Annotated in this window: 21 protein-coding genes and 1 tRNA gene; 15 read left to right on the forward strand and 7 right to left on the reverse strand. The window is 47.5% G+C overall.

Going from position 1 to position 19265, the window contains the following annotated elements; translation table 11 throughout:
- Positions 1–15 precede the first annotated feature (15 nt).
- From bioF to P8H32_RS06250, 6 genes are all read left to right on the forward strand, one after another.
- Positions 16–1176: an 8-amino-7-oxononanoate synthase gene (bioF, locus tag P8H32_RS06225; RefSeq protein ID WP_297291354.1), complete on the forward strand. Its 1161-nt coding sequence runs from the start codon at positions 16–18 to the stop codon at positions 1174–1176.
- Complete coding sequence (gene bioC / locus P8H32_RS06230) at positions 1173–2735, forward strand: malonyl-ACP O-methyltransferase BioC (RefSeq protein WP_301088774.1); 1563 nt, start codon at positions 1173–1175, stop codon at positions 2733–2735. Before bioF ends, bioC begins: the two co-directional genes overlap by 4 nt.
- A 1-nt stretch (position 2736) precedes the next feature.
- Complete coding sequence (gene bioD, locus P8H32_RS06235) at positions 2737–3423, forward strand: dethiobiotin synthase (RefSeq protein ID WP_297291352.1); 687 nt, start codon at positions 2737–2739, stop codon at positions 3421–3423.
- Between the two features lie 111 nt (positions 3424–3534).
- Positions 3535–3810 (forward strand): hypothetical protein, encoded by a 276-nt coding sequence (locus P8H32_RS06240; RefSeq protein ID WP_297291351.1) that lies wholly within the window; start codon positions 3535–3537, stop codon positions 3808–3810.
- A gap of 125 nt (positions 3811–3935) precedes the next feature.
- Positions 3936–4121, forward strand: a complete 186-nt coding sequence (locus P8H32_RS06245; RefSeq protein WP_297291350.1) for a DUF3094 family protein — start codon at positions 3936–3938, stop codon at positions 4119–4121.
- A gap of 18 nt (positions 4122–4139) precedes the next feature.
- Complete coding sequence (locus P8H32_RS06250) at positions 4140–4988, forward strand: flagellar brake protein (protein WP_297291349.1); 849 nt, start codon at positions 4140–4142, stop codon at positions 4986–4988.
- Positions 4989–5004: 16 nt separating this feature from the next.
- Here the strand turns inward: P8H32_RS06250 and P8H32_RS06255 are convergent, their stop codons facing one another.
- The gene (locus tag P8H32_RS06255) at positions 5005–6006 is read right to left on the reverse strand and encodes a cysteine synthase A (protein WP_297291348.1); all 1002 of its coding nucleotides are present in this window, start codon (positions 6004–6006) and stop codon (positions 5005–5007) included.
- Positions 6007–6241: 235 nt separating this feature from the next.
- Here P8H32_RS06255 and pgi point away from each other — a divergent pair, with 235 nt between their 5' ends.
- The 5 genes from pgi (at position 6242) to P8H32_RS06280 (ending at position 11566) form a co-directional block, all read left to right on the forward strand.
- Positions 6242–7864: a glucose-6-phosphate isomerase gene (gene pgi, locus P8H32_RS06260; protein WP_301088776.1), complete on the forward strand. Its 1623-nt coding sequence runs from the start codon at positions 6242–6244 to the stop codon at positions 7862–7864.
- Positions 7865–8049: 185 nt separating this feature from the next.
- Positions 8050–8616 carry a hypothetical protein gene (locus P8H32_RS06265; RefSeq protein ID WP_297292616.1) on the forward strand — a complete coding sequence of 189 codons (567 nt, stop codon included), beginning with the start codon at positions 8050–8052 and terminating at the stop codon, positions 8614–8616.
- A 17-nt stretch (positions 8617–8633) separates the two neighbouring features.
- Positions 8634–9233, forward strand: coding sequence for a penicillin-binding protein activator LpoB (locus P8H32_RS06270; protein ID WP_297292617.1), 600 nt, complete (start codon positions 8634–8636; stop codon positions 9231–9233).
- Positions 9234–9265: 32 nt separating this feature from the next.
- On the forward strand, positions 9266–10531 hold the full coding sequence (locus tag P8H32_RS06275) for a COG3014 family protein (RefSeq protein WP_297292618.1): 1266 nt from the start codon (positions 9266–9268) through the stop codon (positions 10529–10531).
- A 15-nt stretch (positions 10532–10546) separates the two neighbouring features.
- The gene (locus P8H32_RS06280; RefSeq protein ID WP_297292619.1) at positions 10547–11566 is read left to right on the forward strand and encodes an LPP20 family lipoprotein; all 1020 of its coding nucleotides are present in this window, start codon (positions 10547–10549) and stop codon (positions 11564–11566) included.
- Here P8H32_RS06280 and phrB read toward each other — a convergent pair whose 3' ends face one another.
- The 3 genes from phrB to P8H32_RS06295 all read right to left on the reverse strand — a co-directional run bounded on the left by phrB (position 11567) and on the right by P8H32_RS06295 (position 14107).
- The gene (gene phrB / locus P8H32_RS06285) at positions 11567–12991 is read right to left on the reverse strand and encodes a deoxyribodipyrimidine photo-lyase (protein WP_297292620.1); all 1425 of its coding nucleotides are present in this window, start codon (positions 12989–12991) and stop codon (positions 11567–11569) included.
- A gap of 10 nt (positions 12992–13001) precedes the next feature.
- Complete coding sequence (locus tag P8H32_RS06290; RefSeq protein ID WP_301088777.1) at positions 13002–13604, reverse strand: flavin reductase family protein; 603 nt, start codon at positions 13602–13604, stop codon at positions 13002–13004.
- Between the two features lie 155 nt (positions 13605–13759).
- Complete coding sequence (locus P8H32_RS06295) at positions 13760–14107, reverse strand: hypothetical protein (RefSeq protein ID WP_301088778.1); 348 nt, start codon at positions 14105–14107, stop codon at positions 13760–13762.
- A gap of 167 nt (positions 14108–14274) precedes the next feature.
- On the opposite strand from P8H32_RS06295, the gene P8H32_RS06300 reads away from it, so the two are divergent.
- Entirely contained in the window at positions 14275–15324 is a 1050-nt protein-coding gene (locus tag P8H32_RS06300) for an AraC family transcriptional regulator (protein WP_301088779.1), read from the forward strand.
- Positions 15325–15402: 78 nt separating this feature from the next.
- Here the strand turns inward: P8H32_RS06300 and P8H32_RS06305 are convergent.
- From P8H32_RS06305 to mutY, 3 genes are all read right to left on the reverse strand, one after another.
- A tRNA-Phe gene (locus P8H32_RS06305) sits at positions 15403–15478 on the reverse strand.
- A gap of 112 nt (positions 15479–15590) precedes the next feature.
- Positions 15591–15869 (reverse strand): oxidative damage protection protein, encoded by a 279-nt coding sequence (locus P8H32_RS06310; RefSeq protein WP_297292624.1) that lies wholly within the window; start codon positions 15867–15869, stop codon positions 15591–15593.
- 14 nt (positions 15870–15883) lie between these two features.
- Positions 15884–16942 (reverse strand): A/G-specific adenine glycosylase, encoded by a 1059-nt coding sequence (gene mutY, locus P8H32_RS06315; protein WP_297292625.1) that lies wholly within the window; start codon positions 16940–16942, stop codon positions 15884–15886.
- A gap of 221 nt (positions 16943–17163) precedes the next feature.
- Here mutY and hisB point away from each other — a divergent pair, with 221 nt between their 5' ends.
- From hisB to hisA, 3 genes are read left to right on the forward strand one after another with little or no spacing between them, the layout of a single operon-like run.
- On the forward strand, positions 17164–17757 hold the full coding sequence (hisB, locus tag P8H32_RS06320) for an imidazoleglycerol-phosphate dehydratase HisB (RefSeq protein WP_297292626.1): 594 nt from the start codon (positions 17164–17166) through the stop codon (positions 17755–17757).
- Positions 17758–17796: 39 nt separating this feature from the next.
- Entirely contained in the window at positions 17797–18447 is a 651-nt protein-coding gene (gene hisH, locus P8H32_RS06325; RefSeq protein WP_297292627.1) for an imidazole glycerol phosphate synthase subunit HisH, read from the forward strand.
- A gap of 27 nt (positions 18448–18474) precedes the next feature.
- On the forward strand, positions 18475–19206 hold the full coding sequence (gene hisA / locus P8H32_RS06330) for a 1-(5-phosphoribosyl)-5-[(5-phosphoribosylamino)methylideneamino]imidazole-4-carboxamide isomerase (protein WP_297292628.1): 732 nt from the start codon (positions 18475–18477) through the stop codon (positions 19204–19206).
- The last annotated feature ends 59 nt before the right edge of the window (positions 19207–19265 follow it).

Genomic DNA, 19265 nt, shown 5'->3' on the forward strand with positions numbered 1-19265 from the left:
CCAAGCGGCAACCCTATGTCAGACCCTTTTAAACTGACTGCAGCGCTCGACGAGCGTAAGTCCAACCATTTATATCGACAGCGGCGAATACTGGAAAGTGCTCAGGGCGCTGAAGTGATTGTGGACGGCAAACCTTATTTAAACTTCTGCAGTAACGATTATTTGGGTTTGGCTAATCACCCCGATGTGATTGCCGCATTTACTTCTTCGGCTAACGACTTTGGTGTGGGAAGCGGCGCTTCGCATTTGGTGTGTGGCCATAGCAGCCTACATCATCAGTTAGAAGAAGAGCTGGCTGATTTTGTGGGGCGTGATCGCGCGGTATTATTTTCCACCGGCTATATGGCAAATTTGGGTGTCGTCAATGCCCTGATGGGTAAGCAAGATGCAGTGTTTGAAGATAAGCTTAATCATGCATCTCTATTGGATGCCGGTTTATTATCCGGCGCGCGCTTCCAGCGCTTTTTGCATAATGATTTAGATAATCTTGAGTCCCGCCTTAAAAAATCAACCGACAATAAAAAACTTATCGTTGTTGATAGCGTTTTTAGTATGGATGGAGATCTGGCACCGCTGGATAATTTGGCTGCGTTAGCCAAAAAGTATAATGCCGGATTAATGGCCGATGATGCTCACGGTTTCGGTGTGTTAGGTAACGCCGGTGCCGGCTGCGCTGACCATTTTAATTTAGATCAACAACAGCTTCCGGTATTAATGGGAACGCTAGGCAAAGGCTTGGGTAGTTTTGGTGCTTTTGTTGCTGGTAGTGAAGATCTGGCTGAAACCTTAATTCAATTTTCCCGTTCCTATATTTATACCACCGCCTTACCTCCAGCTGTAGCCGCCGCCAGTTTGGCCAGTTTAAAGATTGTGCGTGAGGATGCAGACCGTCGCCAGCATTTATATTCCTTGATCACTCACTTTAGGCAAGGTGCTGAACAGCTCGGTTTAGAACTGATGCCTTCAATAACCGCTATCCAGCCATTGATGATAGGCAGTAATGAAAAGGCGATAGCAATCAGTGATGCCTTATTGGAAAAAGGTTTTTTAATCAGCGCTATTCGCCCACCAACGGTACCTGCTAATTCAGCGCGCTTACGTATTACCTTAAGTGCAGCACATAGCGAAGATCAGGTAGACAGCTTATTAAAGGCCTTAGCTGAGGTGATGCTGTGAGGCCTGCCTTAGTTCTACTTCATGGCTGGGGTATGTCGAGTCTGGTATGGCAGGAGTGGCTGCCAACCTTAGGTGAGCATTTTACGGTGATCCAGATTGACCTGCCCGGTTATGGCTTAAGTGATACAGGACGTTATGAAGATGTTGACACCTTAATCACTGAACTTCTGGCTGACCTTCCCGACAAAGCTATTTATCTGGGTTATTCCTTAGGCGGTATGTTAGCCACCACCATTGCCAGCCATTTTCCCGAGCGGGTAATCGCGTTAGTGACCTTGGCCAGCAACTTACAATTTATCGCTGATGACCAGTGGCCCCATGCTATGGATAAAAAAGTTTTTGATGATTTTTATTCACTGGTGGCAAGCAATGCGGCCATGGCTAAAAAACGCTTTGCCGGTTTGCAGGCCTATGGTTCAGGTCAGGAAAAAGCGTTGGTAAAAACGCTTAGGGCAAAAAAAGAAACAGTAGCCGATGATGTACTAAAAAATTCACTGGATCTGTTAGCGATAATCAACAATACACAGCTAATCGATACACTAAAAGTTCCTGCACTTTATCTTTATGGTGAAAACGACAATCTAGTGCCACTAAGTGCTGCCAATGCCTTAAAAGACAGGCTTGGAGATTCCGTTAATATTATTCCCGATACTTGCCACGCTCTGTTTTTGGATAAACCAGAAACTTGTTGGGCTGTTATTGATAGTTGGCTGGATAACGCTATTGAACTATCACCAAAAAAACGCGTACTGGATAAACAACAGGTAGCACGGTCTTTTAGTCGCGCCGCAGAGACTTACGACAGTGTTGCTAACTTGCAGCGTCGTATCGGTAATCGCCTGATCAGTTTTTTACCGCCAGTTCCTGCAGAAGTGGTTTTAGATTTAGGTTGCGGCACGGGTTTTTTTGCCAAGCCATTACAAGAGGCCTACCCCGATGGCCAGGTGATTGGTTTGGATCTTGCCGAAGGTATGGTCGATCATGCTTCAAAACATCAACCAGGCTGCCAATGGCTTTGCGGTGATGCAGAAAATTTACCGCTGGCTGATAATTCCGTAGATATTATTTTTTCTAGCTTGGCGATTCAATGGTGCGAGGATAGCCAGGCTTTATTTGCGGAGGTGTTTAGAGTCTTAAAACCTTCGGGAAGTTTTGTCTTTGCCACTCTTGGCCCTAATACCCTACATGAATTACGTCGGGCCTGGCATCAGGTGGATAATTATGTTCATGTCAATCGTTTTACTGAGCGAGAGGTGATTGATACAGCAATCAACAGTGCAGGTTTTTTATCGGCTTACCAAACGGTTGAAGAAAATATTGTGCTGCAGTACGACACACTTAAACAACTCACCAAAGAATTAAAAGCATTAGGTGCTCATAATGTTAATAGTGGCCGCCCAACCGGTTTAACCGGTAAGCAAAGAATTCGCGGATTAATGGCTGCCTATGATCAGCAACGAAATCCGCAGGGTGCTTTACCAGCAACTTATCAAGCTTGGTTTGGTGTTTTAGAAAAGCCGGCGCTGGCTCAAACGGTTCAACGGCAAGGGTTGAGATAGTATGGGGCAACAATTTTTTATAGCAGGTACAGATACCGATGTAGGTAAAACCTTAATTGCTACAGGTATTCTTGCCGCAGCTAACGAGCAAGGTCTATCGACTCTGGCGATAAAACCTGTTGCCGCCGGTTGTGAAGAAACCCCTGAAGGCTTGCGCAATGAAGACGCGCTGCTACTGCGGGAAACCATGTCAGTCGAGTTGCCTTATGAACAGGTAAACCCTGTCGCCTTAAAGCCTGCCATCGCCCCGCATATAGCCGCGCAGCAAATCGGCAAGCGTTTGATGGTGTCGCAATTAGCAGGCTATTGCCGTGGCACATTAATGCAGCGATCAGATCTCGCGGTGATTGAAGGTGCCGGTGGTTGGCGAGTGCCACTCAATCATGTTGAAACACTGGCAGGCCTGGTCAAAGAATTGAATCTGCCCGTTATTCTTGTGGTCGGGGTAAAGCTGGGTTGTATCAATCATGCCCTGCTTACCGCAGAGGCTATTGCTAACGATGGTTTAACGTTGGCCGGCTGGGTAGCAAACCGTCTTGACGCCGGTATGCCCTGTTATGAAGAGAATATCCAAACACTAAAGTCACTGATCAATGCCCCCTGCCTGGGTGAAGTCCCTGTGTTAGATAAGCCCACAGCGGCTGATGTCAGCCCCTTTTTAACATTAGATCCAGTTATAAACCGCTGATTTTTATAGCCACATCATCTTGGCTAATACGGCCCTATGAGACATGGAACATGGTTTTTAGCCCGACTCTCTGCTTAAATTATAAGCAATATTAATCAAGAGGTTAGTGGTTTGGTCAATTCAATCTTATCGACAGGTCTGCAAGGGGTTCAATCCGGTGTAGATACTGTGCAGCGGGCAGCCGAGGATATTGTTAGTGCCACCACCATAGGCCCTGAAGCAGGCCTTGAAGCAGACCCGGAAACGGCCTCTGGTGATGATGCTCTAGCCAATATTACTGAGGCGGCGGTGTCATTAAGGCGGGGTGAACAGCAGGTGCAGGCTTCCGCTGCGGTAGTAAAAACCGCCGATGAGGTTCTAGGCACTTTGCTGGATATTACAGCGTGATTTGTCACGGTCTAACGGACTGAATTTATTTTAAAACCCATCCATATTGGCATACCTGCCTCTTCTGAGAGATAATCCACCCTACAGAACTCAATGATTCCAAGCATCGACGTAGGTCTCTCGCCATGGTTAAAGAAAATAAGTTATTCCCTGAAGATCAAGCAAAGGTGGACGAGTTCCTGAAAAAAGGCGTTAACTCGGTAGAGCGAAAACCCTTTCGCCCGTTGCGCTTATTGTTAATCTTAGTTGTGATTGTTACCGGGCTAAGTATCTTTAGCGTTTCTTTGGCTAGAATATCAGGTATATATTAAGTCTGGATTCCTACCCGAATGAGTACATGGCTAAAGATCTGGTCCCAGGCGCCGATCTTATACGTATTGAATAGAGAATTTATCCTCGGTAATTTGGCTATGATCACATCCTTTATAGATCGCTTTCGCAGCAAGCCGGCAGTTAAAACTGATAATGCTTTGAATTACACCTACTTAAGCCTGCACCAGGCCCAAAGAAATCGTGATTTTCTGGAGGTGATGATTGAGGGTGATGAGGTTGTGTACCAGAGCATGATCCTCGAATCAGACCCCACCGAGCGCACAATCCTGATTGATGAGTTGTTTCCCACCGGCTTTTTGGGCTTACCTGGCCAAAAGGTCCATTTGGCTGTGCGCCAGAAGGGCGGCAGGAAAATCAAGTTTGAGAGCTCCATCCTCGAGCAACACAGTTACGATGAAGCCCCTATCTACGTATTGGCAATGCCCCAGGATATAGAAACCAGCCAGCGCCGCAATGCCTACCGGTTGCCGATTGCCGATACCATGGCAATCGATTCTCATTTTATTGGCCCTGAAGGACAGAGCTATCAAGGCTCTTTACGGAATGTCTCCAGCACGGGAATCGCCGTTGAGGTCTTGCTAGATGGTGAGGCGGCGAATAATTTTCACCCTAACGATATGTTAGACGAGTTAGCCTTTGATTTTGCCGGAGTGAATATTCACTGCGAAGCTTCAGTGCGAAGTATTGAGGTGGACGAACACGACCAGAGCCATGTTCTGATTGGTGCAGAGTTTGTTGACTTGCCATCAATTGATCAGCGAGTACTTGAGCGTTCGATTATGCGTATTCAGCGCGACAGAATAAAATTATCAAGCACTTTTGAGAGCGGCATGGCGATAGCCTGATTGCCCCCGGGCTTTATCAGTCAATCCAGTCGGGAACCGGTAATTTCATACGGCGCAAAAAGGCCGGGTTAAACAGCTTGCTTTGATAGCGATGACCATAATCACACAGTATCGTTACAATGGTGTGCCCCGGACCCATTTCTTTTGCCAGATGGACAGCACCAGCAATATTAATCGCTGATGATCCACCCAGGCAGAGTCCCTCGTGTTTCAGCAGGTCATAAATATAGGGCAGGGCTTCTTCATCACTAATTTGATAGGCCATATCAATAATGGCTTCGCGGATATTGTCTGTCAGTATGCTAATGCCAATGCCTTCGGCGATAGAGCGACCATCAGCTTTTAATTCACCGTCTTTAAAATAGTTGTAAAGCGCCGAGCCCATGGGGTCAGCAATGCCAATTTTAATATCGGGATTGTGTGCCTTCAGTGCGGTGCTGACACCGGCTAATGTACCGCCAGTACCTACTGCACAAATGAAGCCATCCACTTTGCCGTCGGTTTGTTGCCAAATTTCTTCACCGGTAGTGCGGTTATGGATTTCCATATTGGCAAGATTATCAAACTGTCGAGCCCAGATTGCACCGCTGTCCAGTTGGTCATTGAGTTTTTCGGCCAGTCGATCGGCTTGATGCACATAGTGATTAGGATCGTTGTAGCTGGTGGCTTTGACCAGGCGTAAATCGGCGCCATATAAGTCCAGCAATTCAATTTTTTCTTTGCTTTGGGTTTGTGGCATCACTACAACACTTTTGTAGCCCAGGGCATTGGCGATCATAGTTAGGCCAATACCGGTATTACCTGCGGTGCCTTCAACGATAGTACCGCCGGACTGTAAGTTACCTTTGGCTTCTGCGTCGCGGATGATACCTAATGCAGTACGATCTTTGATGGAGCCGCCAGGGTTAAGAAACTCCGCTTTGCCATAGATTTCGCAACCGGTGGCTTCTGAAATCTCACGCAGGTAAACCAGGGGAGTATTGCCTATCATGTCGGCAAGTGCAGCGTGGGCGGGCATAGGGTTTCCTTGGTTGCAGTGGGCTGTATTGATAGGAGGTGATAGTAACCAGCGCGGGCTAATGTGGCAACTGATAAGCCTCGATGCGGCGCTAATAAGCAGATATAAAAAAGCCAGAGCTGTCACTAAGCTCTCTACCTTACTATTTCGCTATTGAATTGTTAATATCAGCTATATTTAGCCACAGTCGATACGTTAGACTGTTAGCTATAATAGCTTTAGGGTTGGGGTTTGAATGAGTCGCAATAGTCTTGAAAGTTGGCAGCAGTTGGAAGCTATGGCTGTTGCTATTGATGGCCAGTCGATTAAACATTTTTTTGCCCAGGACCCCGAGCGGTTTTCAAAATATCATATCCCGGGCAATGGCCTGCTGTTTGATTACTCCAAGAATCGCCTTTCTGATGACATTAAAAAAACCTTGCTGCAATTGGCTGAAGACTGTGAGGTGGAGCGTTGGCGTGATGCCATGTTTAATGGCGATAAAATTAATCGAACGGAAGGTCGCTCAGTTCTCCACACTGCTTTACGTAGTAAGCACTGCCCCGATGAAGGGATTAATCGGCAAGTCCAGCAGGAATTGGAGCATATTGCCTCATTCTCTACGCGGTTACGTGCCGGAAAGTTGCAAGGCTATAGTGGCCTGGCAATAACTGATGTGGTGTGCCTGGGGGTTGGAGGCTCTAATCTCGGCCCTGAAATGATTACTGATGCATTGCCAGCACAGCCCGCTGACTTGTTAAATATGCATTATATTTCCAGTGTTGATGCCGTCCCTCTGGAGACCCTATTAGCTGGTCTTAATGCAGAGACAACACTGTTTATTATCTCTTCAAAAACCTTTACTACTACTGAGACTTTGTTGAATGCAGAAGCTGGCAAGCGCTGGCTGCTCAGCAGGGCGCCGGCATCTGCGGTGGCAAAACACTTTGTTGCAGTAACCGAGGACGTAGAAAAAGCCTTGTCATTTGGCGTGGCGCTAGCGTACTGCTTCAAAATTTGGGATTGGGTCGGTGGGCGGTTTTCATTATGGTCAGCCATTGGCTTACCTATCGCTATTGCCAGGGGCTTTGATACCTTTGAGTCATTGCTGCAGGGTGCCGGCGCGATGGATGACCATTTTCGCAGTGCCCCCATAGAACAAAACATGCCTATGATGATGGCTTTAATAGGGGTTTGGAATTCAACTTTCCTGAATATCGATACCCTGGCCATTCTTCCTTATGACCAAAACCTGCATCACCTGCCTGCCTATTTGCAGCAGGCGGAGATGGAGAGTAATGGTAAGTCGGTGAATTGGCGGGGCGAAGCGCTGACCTATAAAACCTGTCCAATACTCTGGGGGCAGACCGGCATTAACGGTCAGCATGCTTTTTACCAGCTTTTACATCAGGGTACTCATGAGGTAGCGGCGGACTTTATTGCCTCTGCTAACAGTTATGGCAAAAGCGAGATCCATCATGAGACCTTGCTGGCAAATTGTCTTGCACAATCCCAGGCACTAATGAATGGTGTTAATGCCGCAGAAATTAACAAAGATTTAGAAAGCCATGGCATGACAGCTGATCAAATAGAGCAACTGCTGCCCCATAAAGTTCATGCTGGTAATCGCCCCAGCAATACCTTGATTATGGATAGGCTGGATGCTTATCACCTGGGCGCTCTGGTCGCGTTATATGAGCACAAAGTCTTTGTCCAGGGGATTATTTGGGAAATTTATTCTTTCGACCAGTGGGGCGTTCAGCTGGGGAAATTACTTGCTGGCAAGCTACTTTACGATGTTCAGTCTAAAGATAAAATCAGCGAATATGAAAGCTCAACCAATGGCCTGTTAAACTATCTTAAGTCATTTAAACGATAGCTATTCTTAGTTGTGTCCCCTTTTTGATTCAGCAGAGACATCTCTGCGTCCAGTAGTCTTGGCGGCGGAGCCAACTTGAACCCGTGCTAAAAACATCTGTCCAATAAGATGATTTAATAAGATGATTTCCCCCCGGCATCTATGGCACACTGTTATTGTTCTGACAATAATCAGGGAGTAAGGTTATGCAACGTTTTGTCCCCATCTTTAGATCCTCTATTTTTTTTCTGGCTGTCATATTTCTAGCTGCCTGTAGCAGCAATACCACTATTGAAAGTGACCTCGGTATCGATGGCGCCCCTGGCTGGGTTAACGAAGGTACCCAGGCGGTTGATAATGACGACGGCCAATTACTGCATGGTGTCGGCATGGCGCCGCCAATGGGTGATACCTCCCTGCAAAAAAGTACCGCCGACAACCGCGCCCGTGCTGAGATTGCCCGCATTCTTCAGACCTATGTCGATAGTACTCTCAATGATTACACCGCCAGTGTTGGCGATAGCGCCGATATGAATATTGAGCGTGAGATTCGTACAGCTACCCAATTGGCCCTAAGTGGCTCTCGTATTTTAGGCCATTGGAAACATGAAGAAACCGGCGATATCTACGCCTTTGCCGAACTGAGTATTGAAGCCATGGATGAATTGATTGCCAAGGCTGATAACCTCAGCAGTTCTTTTAAACAATTTTACGGTGACAATAACAAAGCCAACTTTGACCGTTTTATTGAAACGACCACATCAGCCAAATAATTCCCAGGGGATAAATTATGCTAAACCGCATTAAATATGGATTGATCATCGGCGCCGCTATCTTGCTAAGCGCCTGCGGCACTACCGTTAAACGTATCGATGCTAATGAAACCGTTGACCTTAGTGGTGTCTGGAACGATAGCGACTCACGAATGGTTGCCGAAGAAATGATTCAGGACTCACTTTCAAGAGTCTGGATATCACAATTTACCGCCTCATCGGGCCGTCCGCCGGCGGTGATTGTCGGCACTGTTCGCAACCTCAGCCATGAACATATTAATGTAAATACCTTTGTCGCGGATATGAGTCGGTCATTGGTGAATTCCGGCCAGGTTGATTTTGTAGCTTCCAGTAACGAGCGCAATGAAATTCGCGAAGAGCGCAAAGACCAGGACCTTAATGCGACTGAAGACACTCGCAATGCCGCGGGCCAGGAGCAGGGTGCTGACTTTATGCTGACCGGCCAGATCAACACCATTATTGATGTTGAAGGCAAAGAGCAGGTGCGTTACTACCAGATCGACCTGACTATGGTGAGCATGGCGAACAATCGCAAGGTATGGCTGGGGCAAAAGAAAATCAAAAAGCTGGTAAAAAACGGCAAAATGCGATTCTAGAAAATCGCTGATCCTGGAAGGATTCATACACTGTGGTAGCTGTTCTCCGTTCAGTAAAAGTGACTTTGCTACTGGTGTTGGCGTTGCTCAGCGGCTGCGTTGCCCAGCACAAAGTCAATTCGCTGGCTGAAAGCCTGCAAGTCGCCGGTGCGGATAGCACCTTGGCGGCATTAGAAAAAATAAATCCCAATAATAGGGATCGAGCGCAATACTTATTAAACCGCGGCACGCTTTATCGCCTTAATGGCAATATTGATGCCAGCACCGAGGATTTGGAAGCGGCCAAGAGCATTATGCATAGCTTACAGGCTAGTAGCCTGAGCGAAAATTTTGCAGCGCTGACCATTAATGAAACCCTGCGCAGCTATGCAGGTACCGCCAGCGAACGAGTGTTAGTCCATACCGTACTTGCCTATAACTACCTGCAACAAAGTGACCTGGCGAGCGCAAGAGTAGAAATGCTACAGGCGGATATCACCATGCGGGAAGTGGCCGATGGCGATACACTGCGCGGGCAATTAGCCTCCAGCCATTTTCTGGCGGGGCTGATTTATGAGCTTAACGGCGAATGGGACAATGCCATGATCAGCTATCGCAGTAGTGCAGATATTCTTGACCAGCGAGGCCAGCCTATTCCCGATGCGGTGCAGAAAAGTTTATTGCAAACCAGTTTGCGCCAGGGGCTAAAGGAAGAGTACCAGCGTTACAGTCAGCGATTTGCAAAAACAGCCCAGCCATTGGCGCAGGGTGAAAAAGAACTGATCGTATTTTACTTTGACGGTACTGTCAGTCATAAGCGCCAGCAAACATTATCGATCTATAGTTTTGAGCTAAAGCAACAAATCAGTTTATCAGTTCCTTATTATGCTCCTCACAATTCTTCGGCTAATTATTACCCACGGCCGCTAACGCTGTCAGTGGCCGGGCAAAGTCTTCGAACCGGACTGATTGAGGATTTAGAAATTCTGGCCCGCAACGATTTTAACGATGAAATTCCTGCTATTACCGCCGCCGCTACAGCGCGGGTAGTGGCTAAATATCAGTTAGTCGAGAAAATGCGCAGGGAGCGGGGTGATTCAATGGCGGCACTGCTTAATCTTGCCTCCACCATTGCAGAGCAGGCGGATTTGCGCAGTTGGAATATGCTGCCTTCATCAATACAGGTTGCCAGGATCCGTATCGCTGCTGATATTGATGTGGAGGCAATGGATTTAACCAATGGTCTTAACGCCAGTGAATTACTGAAGTTTAACCAGGGTAATACTTTGTTGCTGTTGGCCAATAGTGTTGGGCACTAAAAAAAGGCATTTACTATGAATAGACTAACGATTATTTTATGTTGTATTGCAATGCTTGCTGCATGCAGCAGTAGTGAAAAACAACCGCAATGGATTGATAATGCAGCGGTTGAACACCCGGCGGACAAGTACCTAAGCGCCATCGGTGAAGCGGGCAATCGCGAAACCGCCGCTAGTCGTGCCCGGGCCAACCTGGCGCAAATTTTTCAGGTGGCGATTAAAGATAGTCAGCAGGATTTTTCACAGGCAATCGTAAATAGTTCCGCAGGGCAGCAGAGCACAGATAACCAAGTGCGGGTGGCCCGTTTTGTTAATACAGAGGCGCAGCAGGTATTAGAAGGCAGCGATATTGTTAGTTATTGGCAGTCGCCAGAGGGCAAGATTTTTAGCCTGGTGGTGCTTGATAAAACAATGGCAAGCCGACGCTTTAGGGAAAGCATTCGCGCTGCGGATAGAAAAACCCATGAGTTAGTTGAGTATGCCCGTCATCAGGCGCCAAGCCCGGTGGCTGCACTACGTGCATTAGAAGAAGCTCGTCTTAGCCAGCTTGAACGTGACAACAGTCATCGCAATCTTGTGGTGACTGCCGGCAAAGGGATTAATAGTCGCTATAGTAGCAGTGATATTGCAGCCCTGATTCGTAATGCCTTGTCGGCCTTAAAGTTCACTATTGTTACTGATGACCCACAGATGCAGAGCGAATTGGAAAATGCTGTCGCCAGCCTCGGCATCCAAATAGTAGCCGACTCCCACTACCAATTAAGCAGCAAACTTGATACTGAACCATTGCAGAAAAAGCAGGGTTGGTGGTGGATTCGAGGTTCACTGGAACTTGAACTTGTCCAGGGTGAAGATACCCTGGCTAAACAGCGCTGGCCGGTAAAGCAATCCAGCATAGAAAGAGGCATGACCAAACAGCGCCTTCGTAATAGTGTTAATAAAAAATTGCCAGCTTATCTTTACCAAATGCTGACGGTAAAACGTATGATTTCTTATCACTCTACCAATGTGTATAACTTCAATACCAGGGCCTGACTACTCTAGCGATTTAAAATGTTGTATGGCGGTTTTTCTACTCAGGCTTAAGTCAACCATCGGTGTTGGATAGCTTGCACTAGAGAAAAGATCCAAGGGAGGTTCATGGATTTCCTTATTATTAAGATGCTGAATTTCAGGAACAAAGCGGCGGATAAATTCACCCTCTGTATCAAAGCGCTGCCCCTGGGTTGTAGGGTTAAACACACGAAAATAAGGCACCGAATCAGTACCTGTAGAGGCAGACCATTGCCATCCGCCGTTATTCGAGGCTAAAAAGCCATCGATTAAATGCTGCATAAAAAACCGCTCACCCCATCGCCAATCGATAAATAAATTTTTACTGAGAAACATGGCTGTTACCATTCGCAAACGGTTGTGCATCCAGCCTGTTTCTACCAACTGTCGCATGGCTGCATCGATAATAGGAATACCCGTTTGCCCGCTACACCAACGCTGAAAATCTTTTTCATCATAGCGCCATGGTAAATTTTCTGTTTTGATTTTAAAGGCTTGATGTCGACTGACATGCGGGAAAAAATCGAGAATATGAATATAAAAATCACGCCAGATAATTTCATTTATCCAGCACTGTATTCCCTCTTCTGCCAACGGATTAGCACCTTGTAAGCTGTCATAGGCAACCTTTAAGCACTGCCGGGGGGATAGCACACCAATCGCCAAATATGGCGATAAGGAACTGGTTCCTTCCAGAGCGGGCAAGTCACGGTGTTGTCGATAATCCCCCATTGCTTGCGTTGCAAAGGCCTGTAGTTTTTTATGGGCGGCTTCCTCACCGGCTTGCCAGGCGATAGCGGGGTGAGGGCCTAGATTAAATAATTGTTTATCAATTTTATCCGGCTTAATAGCCGGCATCACCTGAGGTTTAATGTTAGCAGCAACGCCCGGCGGCCAATGAGTAAGCTTGCGCCATTGTTTGCTAAAAGGGGTAAACACTTTATAGGGAGTGCTATCAGATTTAGTGACAGCACCCGGTGCCATAACAGTCTGGTCATGAAAAAAGTGACAGCCAATGCCGCTATCTGATAATAGTCGCTCGCATTGATAGTCACGCTGTTTTTCATTCACACCATACTCATGGTTAGCAAATAGCTGCGTTACTTCACAGGACTGACATAGGGACAATAGTGTCTTGGGCAATAGATCAAAAGTTGCCACAGTTATAATTTTTAATGGTATGCACTTATCCAGCAAACTTTGCTGTAAGCAGATAAGGTTTTCATAAATAAAGCGCGCCTTAATGGGTGACATGTCATGTTCGCGCCATTGTTCTGGTGTTATAACAAAGCAGGCGACCACCGGATTGCTAAAAGCAGCCGCTGCCTGTAATGCGGTATTATCTTCAACTCGTAAGTCTGACCGAAACCAAATAAGAGTGCGGGAGTTGGTATTTGATGTTGGCATAGAAGTAATATCAGTCATCCAGTGTTAGGGGAACGCGATCAGGTTTAGCATAACTCAGGCGCTTAACTTTTTTCGCACTGTAGTAAGTGTCGAGCCCCCCTGAGGCAATAGTATTTGCCAGGCTGATATCCATAACGCCTTCAGCATTGATCACCTCTTCGGGAAGCTCAACGCTCACCACCTCGCCAATCACCATCAGTGTGTCATTCAGCATGCGGTGGTGTTCAACATAGCGCAAGCCGATTTTAATCAGGCTTTCACTAACAAAGGGGGCAGTAACACCTGCTTGCCATTGGGGCTTAAAACCGCAGGCATCAAATTCAGACTGCTCTTCGGGGTAGCGGGCAGATGTCTGGTGAGCTTGATCAATCATGGCTGTGTGCACATGATTCAGGGTATAGCTTCCGGTCTCCAGAATATTGCTTAAACTATGACGCTCAACACTATCTGGACGATTAATAAACCCCATTAAGGGTGGATCGGCTCCCAGATGAAACGCCGAGCTGATAATTGCAAGATTGGTTTGCCCCGTTGCATTCACTGTACCTAACAAGTTGCTACTCTTATAGCCGGATAAGCCATTAATAAAATGGCCCCGGTAAGTCTTACTCATCAGGTCGATGTCTTTACGCAAAAATATCAATTGTCTGACCTCTTTTAGGTATATACAGCCTTTTAGGTCATCTGGATTACCCTTATCTCGGGTTCCTCAAAAACCTGTATTTTTTAAGGGGGCGCAAGCTACATCAGCTTGCCTGAAAAGTTTGCTCATGGTTTCCTGCCCTGACGCGAATCGACGCCGCGAACCGGCGCCTCTTCTGACCACCACTCTTCCATTCCTTCTTTATCTTCAATAAGACCGTAGCCGAACAGATCATCCATATAAACAATATACTTACTCAAAAACGGCATTTGCGACCCGGCAATACGCGCCGCATCATGTAGCAAAGTGGTGTCTTGCTTACTCCAGGGGCAAACCGACATACAGGTAGAGCAATAGTTATTCATCGCAGTCTGGTAATCAAAGCACACTTGGTTGTTTTCAAAATAGGCTTTTTTGCCGGCGACTTGCCATTGGTTCACCGGCTCCCAGTAGGGGTCATCTTCATTCTTCATTCAATAGTTTCCAGGTAGAGTAAAAAGCATGGGAAAGTTTACTGGAAGAGGGGGGCACTAGTTGTGTTATTTGGCAATCTGGTTGTAATATATGGCAGCTTTATCTGTGCCCGGTTCGCATTTCGCGCTATGCAGGCAACTTATTTAAAGAAAAAGGGGGAATACATTTGGATGATCTTGTTCCCAGCGCTTTGCTGGAGAGTCCCTTAGAGCTGATCAGGCAAGCGGGTCAGGATCCTGCAATCTACGCAGAAAAAGCTGGTCTGCCAGTGGAGGCATTACATACCCCCCATCTGCTCATTAAGTCAAGTGCCGTTAACCGCTTGCTTGAAGTAGCCGCGGAAGAACTTGAGGAACGTTTCTTTGGGCTGAAAGCAAGCAGAACCCTGGGCCTGGATGTCACGGGAAACCTGTGGCTTTTGGCCCGTACTGCGCGCACCGTTGGCGAAGAGTTGGAACTGTTAGCCGAGAACATGGCGCTCCATACGGGTTTGGTGAGCATCAGTATTTCTTCCGAAAACTTAGCCGGAAAGCTGATCACCGTGGATTTCTACGCATCGGCTACCATCAAATCTATGGCTGCCAGGCAACACATTCGCCAGGTTCAGGTGGTTGAAATGTTTTTTGGCACAATCGTAAGTGAATTGCGCCGATCGCTCGGTAAGGGCTGGCAGCCTGACTACGTCCAGTTTATGCACGCCGCGCCCGATGATATGGAGCCATTAAGAGACGTTTTTGGTGACCGCCTTTTTTTCAATCAGGACGTGAATGCTGTTCACATCACCAATGAAGATTTTGACAAACCTAACTTCCGTGCCCCGGCACGTGCAATATCTGAGGATGGCCTTGCGTTGGTGAAGCGCGAGAGCGAATTGCGTACGGTATACAATACGACATTTGTAGAGCGTGTGCGTCGCATCATCCGAGCATTGTCAGATCAAGAGGGCTGCACAGCCGAAGTCGTCGCTCACGAACTGGGGTTGCCCGCTCGCACTTTGCGCTATCGACTTAAGCAAAAAAACACCAGCTACCAAAGCATCTATAATGAATCGCGGCTGGAGCTGGCCAGACATTACTTACTCCATTCCGAGCTTACAATAAGCGCCATTGCCGAGCGTCTTCACTTTACGGATACTGCGGCGTTTTCAAATTTCTTCAAACGTCAGGCTGGTATGACACCGAGAATGTTTAGAAGCAGGACACCAGCTTTGCGATAGGTTAATTGGGTTCGAATCCCTGAGGTAGAAAAAAGAAAGCCCCCACTCGTTGCCAAGTGGAGGCTTACTTAAAAATAATGGTGCCCGGTCGCGGAATCGAACCACGGACACGGGGATTTTCAATCCCCTGCTCTACCAACTGAGCTAACCGGGCAAACTCTTTTTGCTATCTCTGCGGATTGGCCACTATTTGAACAGTGCGCCAAATCACAAGAGGCGCGTATTAAACAGGGAAGCAGTCCCTGAGTCAAGGGCGACTATTCCTCTTATTTATCATCGGCTTCCGGTACATAACCAGTAGCTTTGGCATAGTCGCCACCCGCCATAAACTTATCCATCTGCTGCTGCAGAAATTGACGGTCCTGGGGGTCAATCATATTGAGCTGGCGTTCATTGATCAGCATGGTTTGGTGAGCTAGCCATTCTTCCCAGGCCTGTTTAGAGATCGTGTCAAAGATCTCCTGCCCCTTGGCGCCGGGGTAGGGTGGGGTATTCAGGCCCTCGAGGTCCTGTTGGTATTTCTTGCAAAAAACAGTGCGTGACATGGTTATTCCACTTGTTAAATAAGTCTGGCCATCAGCTTTTTGATGGGGGCCGCAAGGCCAATGGTGGCCGGTTGATGCAGGTTATACCAGAGCTGTTGATCAGCTTCCATGACTATCGATGGTGCTGTCTTCAGGGTAATGACAACGGGGCTGATCTCCAGATGGTAGTGGCTGAAGGTATGGCGGTAGTTATCCCAGCGATCTATGGTTAGAGGTGCCTGTCCCAATGTGTCCTCACAGTATTGGCTGGCATTCTCCTCTGTGGCGATTTGAGGAAAAACCCATAAGCCGCCCCAAATGCCGGTAGGCGGTCTTTTTTCCAGCAGTAGCTCGTCATCGGCATTTTTAATAATAAGCATTTGCGTAGTTTTGACCGGCAGCTTTTTCCTGGGTTTTTTGCCGGGAAGCTCTAATTGGGTACCCAGTTTATGGGCGGAGCAGTCTTTATTCAGTGGGCATAGCGGGCAGGCAGGCTTGGAGCGGGTACACAAGGTTGCTCCTAAATCCATCATCGCCTGACTGTAGTCGGCTACTCTTTGTGTGGGTGCGTGGGCTTCAGCTACTTGCCATAGGTTTTTTAATACGGCGGTTTGCCCGGGCCAGCCTTCAATCGCATGGAAGCGGGCCAATACCCGTTTAACATTGCCGTCCAGAATAGCGGCGGGCAGCTGGAAGGCAATCGATACAATAGCACCAGCGGTAGAGCGGCCAATACCGGGTAGATCACTCAGCTGTTCAACGGTATTGGGAAATTCCCCCTGATATTCGTCACACACTAATCGGGCGGTTTTATGGAGATTGCGGGCACGGGAATAATAGCCAAGCCCGGTCCATAGGTGTAGCACCTGATCTTCGCTGGCTGCAGCGAGGGCTGTAACGGTGGGCAACTCTTCCATAAAGCGCAGAAAATAAGGGATAACCGTGCTGACCTGAGTCTGTTGCAGCATAATCTCTGACACCCAGACCCGGTAGGGGTTGATATCCTGTTGCCAGGGCAGGTCTTTGCGGCCGGAATGGTCGAACCACTGCAATACCCGCTTGCTGATATTGATGGAATCTCTGGCTTTAGTCATTAATGGAGTCTGTTAGGTCGATAGTCGCGGTGAATAGCGTTACTTATGGGTTTTATTACCGATTTTTTACCCAATGAGCATAACAATAGATGTAATGCTGGTGCGCTTTTTTTATAATACCCAATTGGTCGCAGAAAAGCTGCGGCTTGCCCTATGTTTATACTTATGTTCATGCCTGGGTTTATACTTGGGTTTATAAGAGACCTTTTGGAGAATCTTTCATGGCGGATCGTAAAGCCACCATCAGTCGTAATACCCTGGAAACCCAGATCACCGTATCGATCAATCTGGACGGTACCGGCGAAGCCAAATTTGATACCGGCGTTCCCTTTCTCGATCATATGATGGACCAGATTGCCCGCCACGGTTTGATTGACCTGGACATCCAGGCCAAAGGTGACTTGCATATTGATGCCCACCACACCGTGGAAGATATCGGCATCACTTTGGGCCAGGCCTTTAATGAGGCTGTAGGTGATAAAAAAGGTATCGTCCGTTATGGCCACTCCTATGTGCCATTAGATGAAGCGCTATCTCGCGTTGTGATTGATTTTTCTGGTCGCCCGGGCCTTGAGTGGCATGTGCCTTTTACTCGCGGTTCTGTCGGTGGTTTTGATGTGGACCTGTTTATCGAGTTTTTCCAGGGCTTTATCAACCACGCCAAAGTGACCTTGCACGTTGATAACCTGCGTGGCAAAAATACTCACCACCAGGCGGAAACAGTGTTCAAAGCTTTTGGCCGCGCCCTGCGTATGGCCCTGACCGCTGATAAGCGTATGGAAGGTGTTATGCCATCCACTAAAGGCACGCTGTAACCATCACCGTTTATTTTCTTAAAAGTCAGGATTAGCGTTATGGCTAAAAGTACCGTTGCTGTAATCGATTACGGCATGGGTAATTTGCATTCTGTTGCCAGTGCGTTGCAGCACGTTGGCGATAATGTGAATGTTATTGTTACCGGTGATGCCGAAAAAATTATCGCTGCCGATCGGGTGATCTTTCCCGGTGTTGGCGCTATTCGCGATTGCATGGCAGAAATTCTTCGTTTAGGTGTTGATCAGGTGGTGGCAGAAGTGGCTGCCACCAAACCTATGCTGGCTATTTGTGTGGGCATGCAAGCATTGATGAATAGCAGCGAAGAAAATAACGGTGTTAATTGCCTGGGTTTGTTTCCCGGTGAAGTTAAGTTTTTCGGTGACCCTTTAATTGGGCCCGACAACGAAAAATTAAAAGTGCCCCATATGGGTTGGAATCAATTACACCAAACGATTGATCATCCTTTGTGGTCGGGTATCGAACAAGATAGCCGCTTTTATTTTGTGCACAGTTATTACGTTCATACTACTGACCCAGCTCTGGTGGCGGCAACCACTGATTACGGCGTTAATATTCATGCTGCCCTTTACCGCGATAATGTTTTCGCGGCGCAATGCCACCCGGAAAAAAGCAGCACAGCAGGCTTGCAACTGCTGGACAATTTTTTGCGCTGGGATGGCCAAAGCTAATTTATTTTTTAAGACGGTTTTTAAAACATGTTAATTATTCCTGCAATTGATTTAAAAGATGGTGCTTGCGTTCGTTTGCGTCAGGGCTTGATGGATGACTCTACCGTTTATGGCGACGACCCGGTGCAGATGGCAAGCCGCTGGGTAGATGCCGGTTGTCGCCGCTTACATTTGGTAGATTTAAATGGCGCCTTTGATGGCAAGCCTATTAACGGCGAAGCCGTTACCTCTATCGCTAAAGCCTATCCAGACCTGCCGATTCAAATTGGCGGTGGCATTCGTAACCTCGATACTATCGAGCACTATATTAATGCTGGCGTAAATTATTTAATTATTGGTACCAAGGCGGTTAAAGAGCCTGAGTTTGTTACGGAGGCTTGCAAAGCTTTTCCCGGCCATATTATTGTGGGCCTTGATGCCAAAGATGGTTTGGTGGCTACTGACGGCTGGGCAGAGGTTTCTGATATTAAAGCTACCGAGTTAGCCAAACGTTTTGAGCAGGATGGCGTTGAATCGATTGTTTATACCGATATTAGTCGCGATGGTATGATGCAGGGCGTTAACGTTGAGCAAACAGTAGCGATGGCTCAAGCTTCCAGCATTCAAGTTATTGCTTCCGGTGGTGTGACTAATATGGATGATATTAAAGCCCTGCAAGCTGTCGCTGGCGAAGGTATTTTGGGAGCCATTACAGGGCGCGCTATTTACGAAGGCACGCTGGATGTTGCCGTGGCACAAACATTCTGCGATCAAGCGTAACAGAATCGTCGCCCCCGCGAAGGCGGGGGCCCAGTGCTACGGCATAGCCGTAGCTGGAT

Source organism: Oceanicoccus sp., assembly GCF_029238675.1.
Taxonomy (GTDB): domain Bacteria; phylum Pseudomonadota; class Gammaproteobacteria; order Pseudomonadales; family Dasaniaceae; genus Oceanicoccus.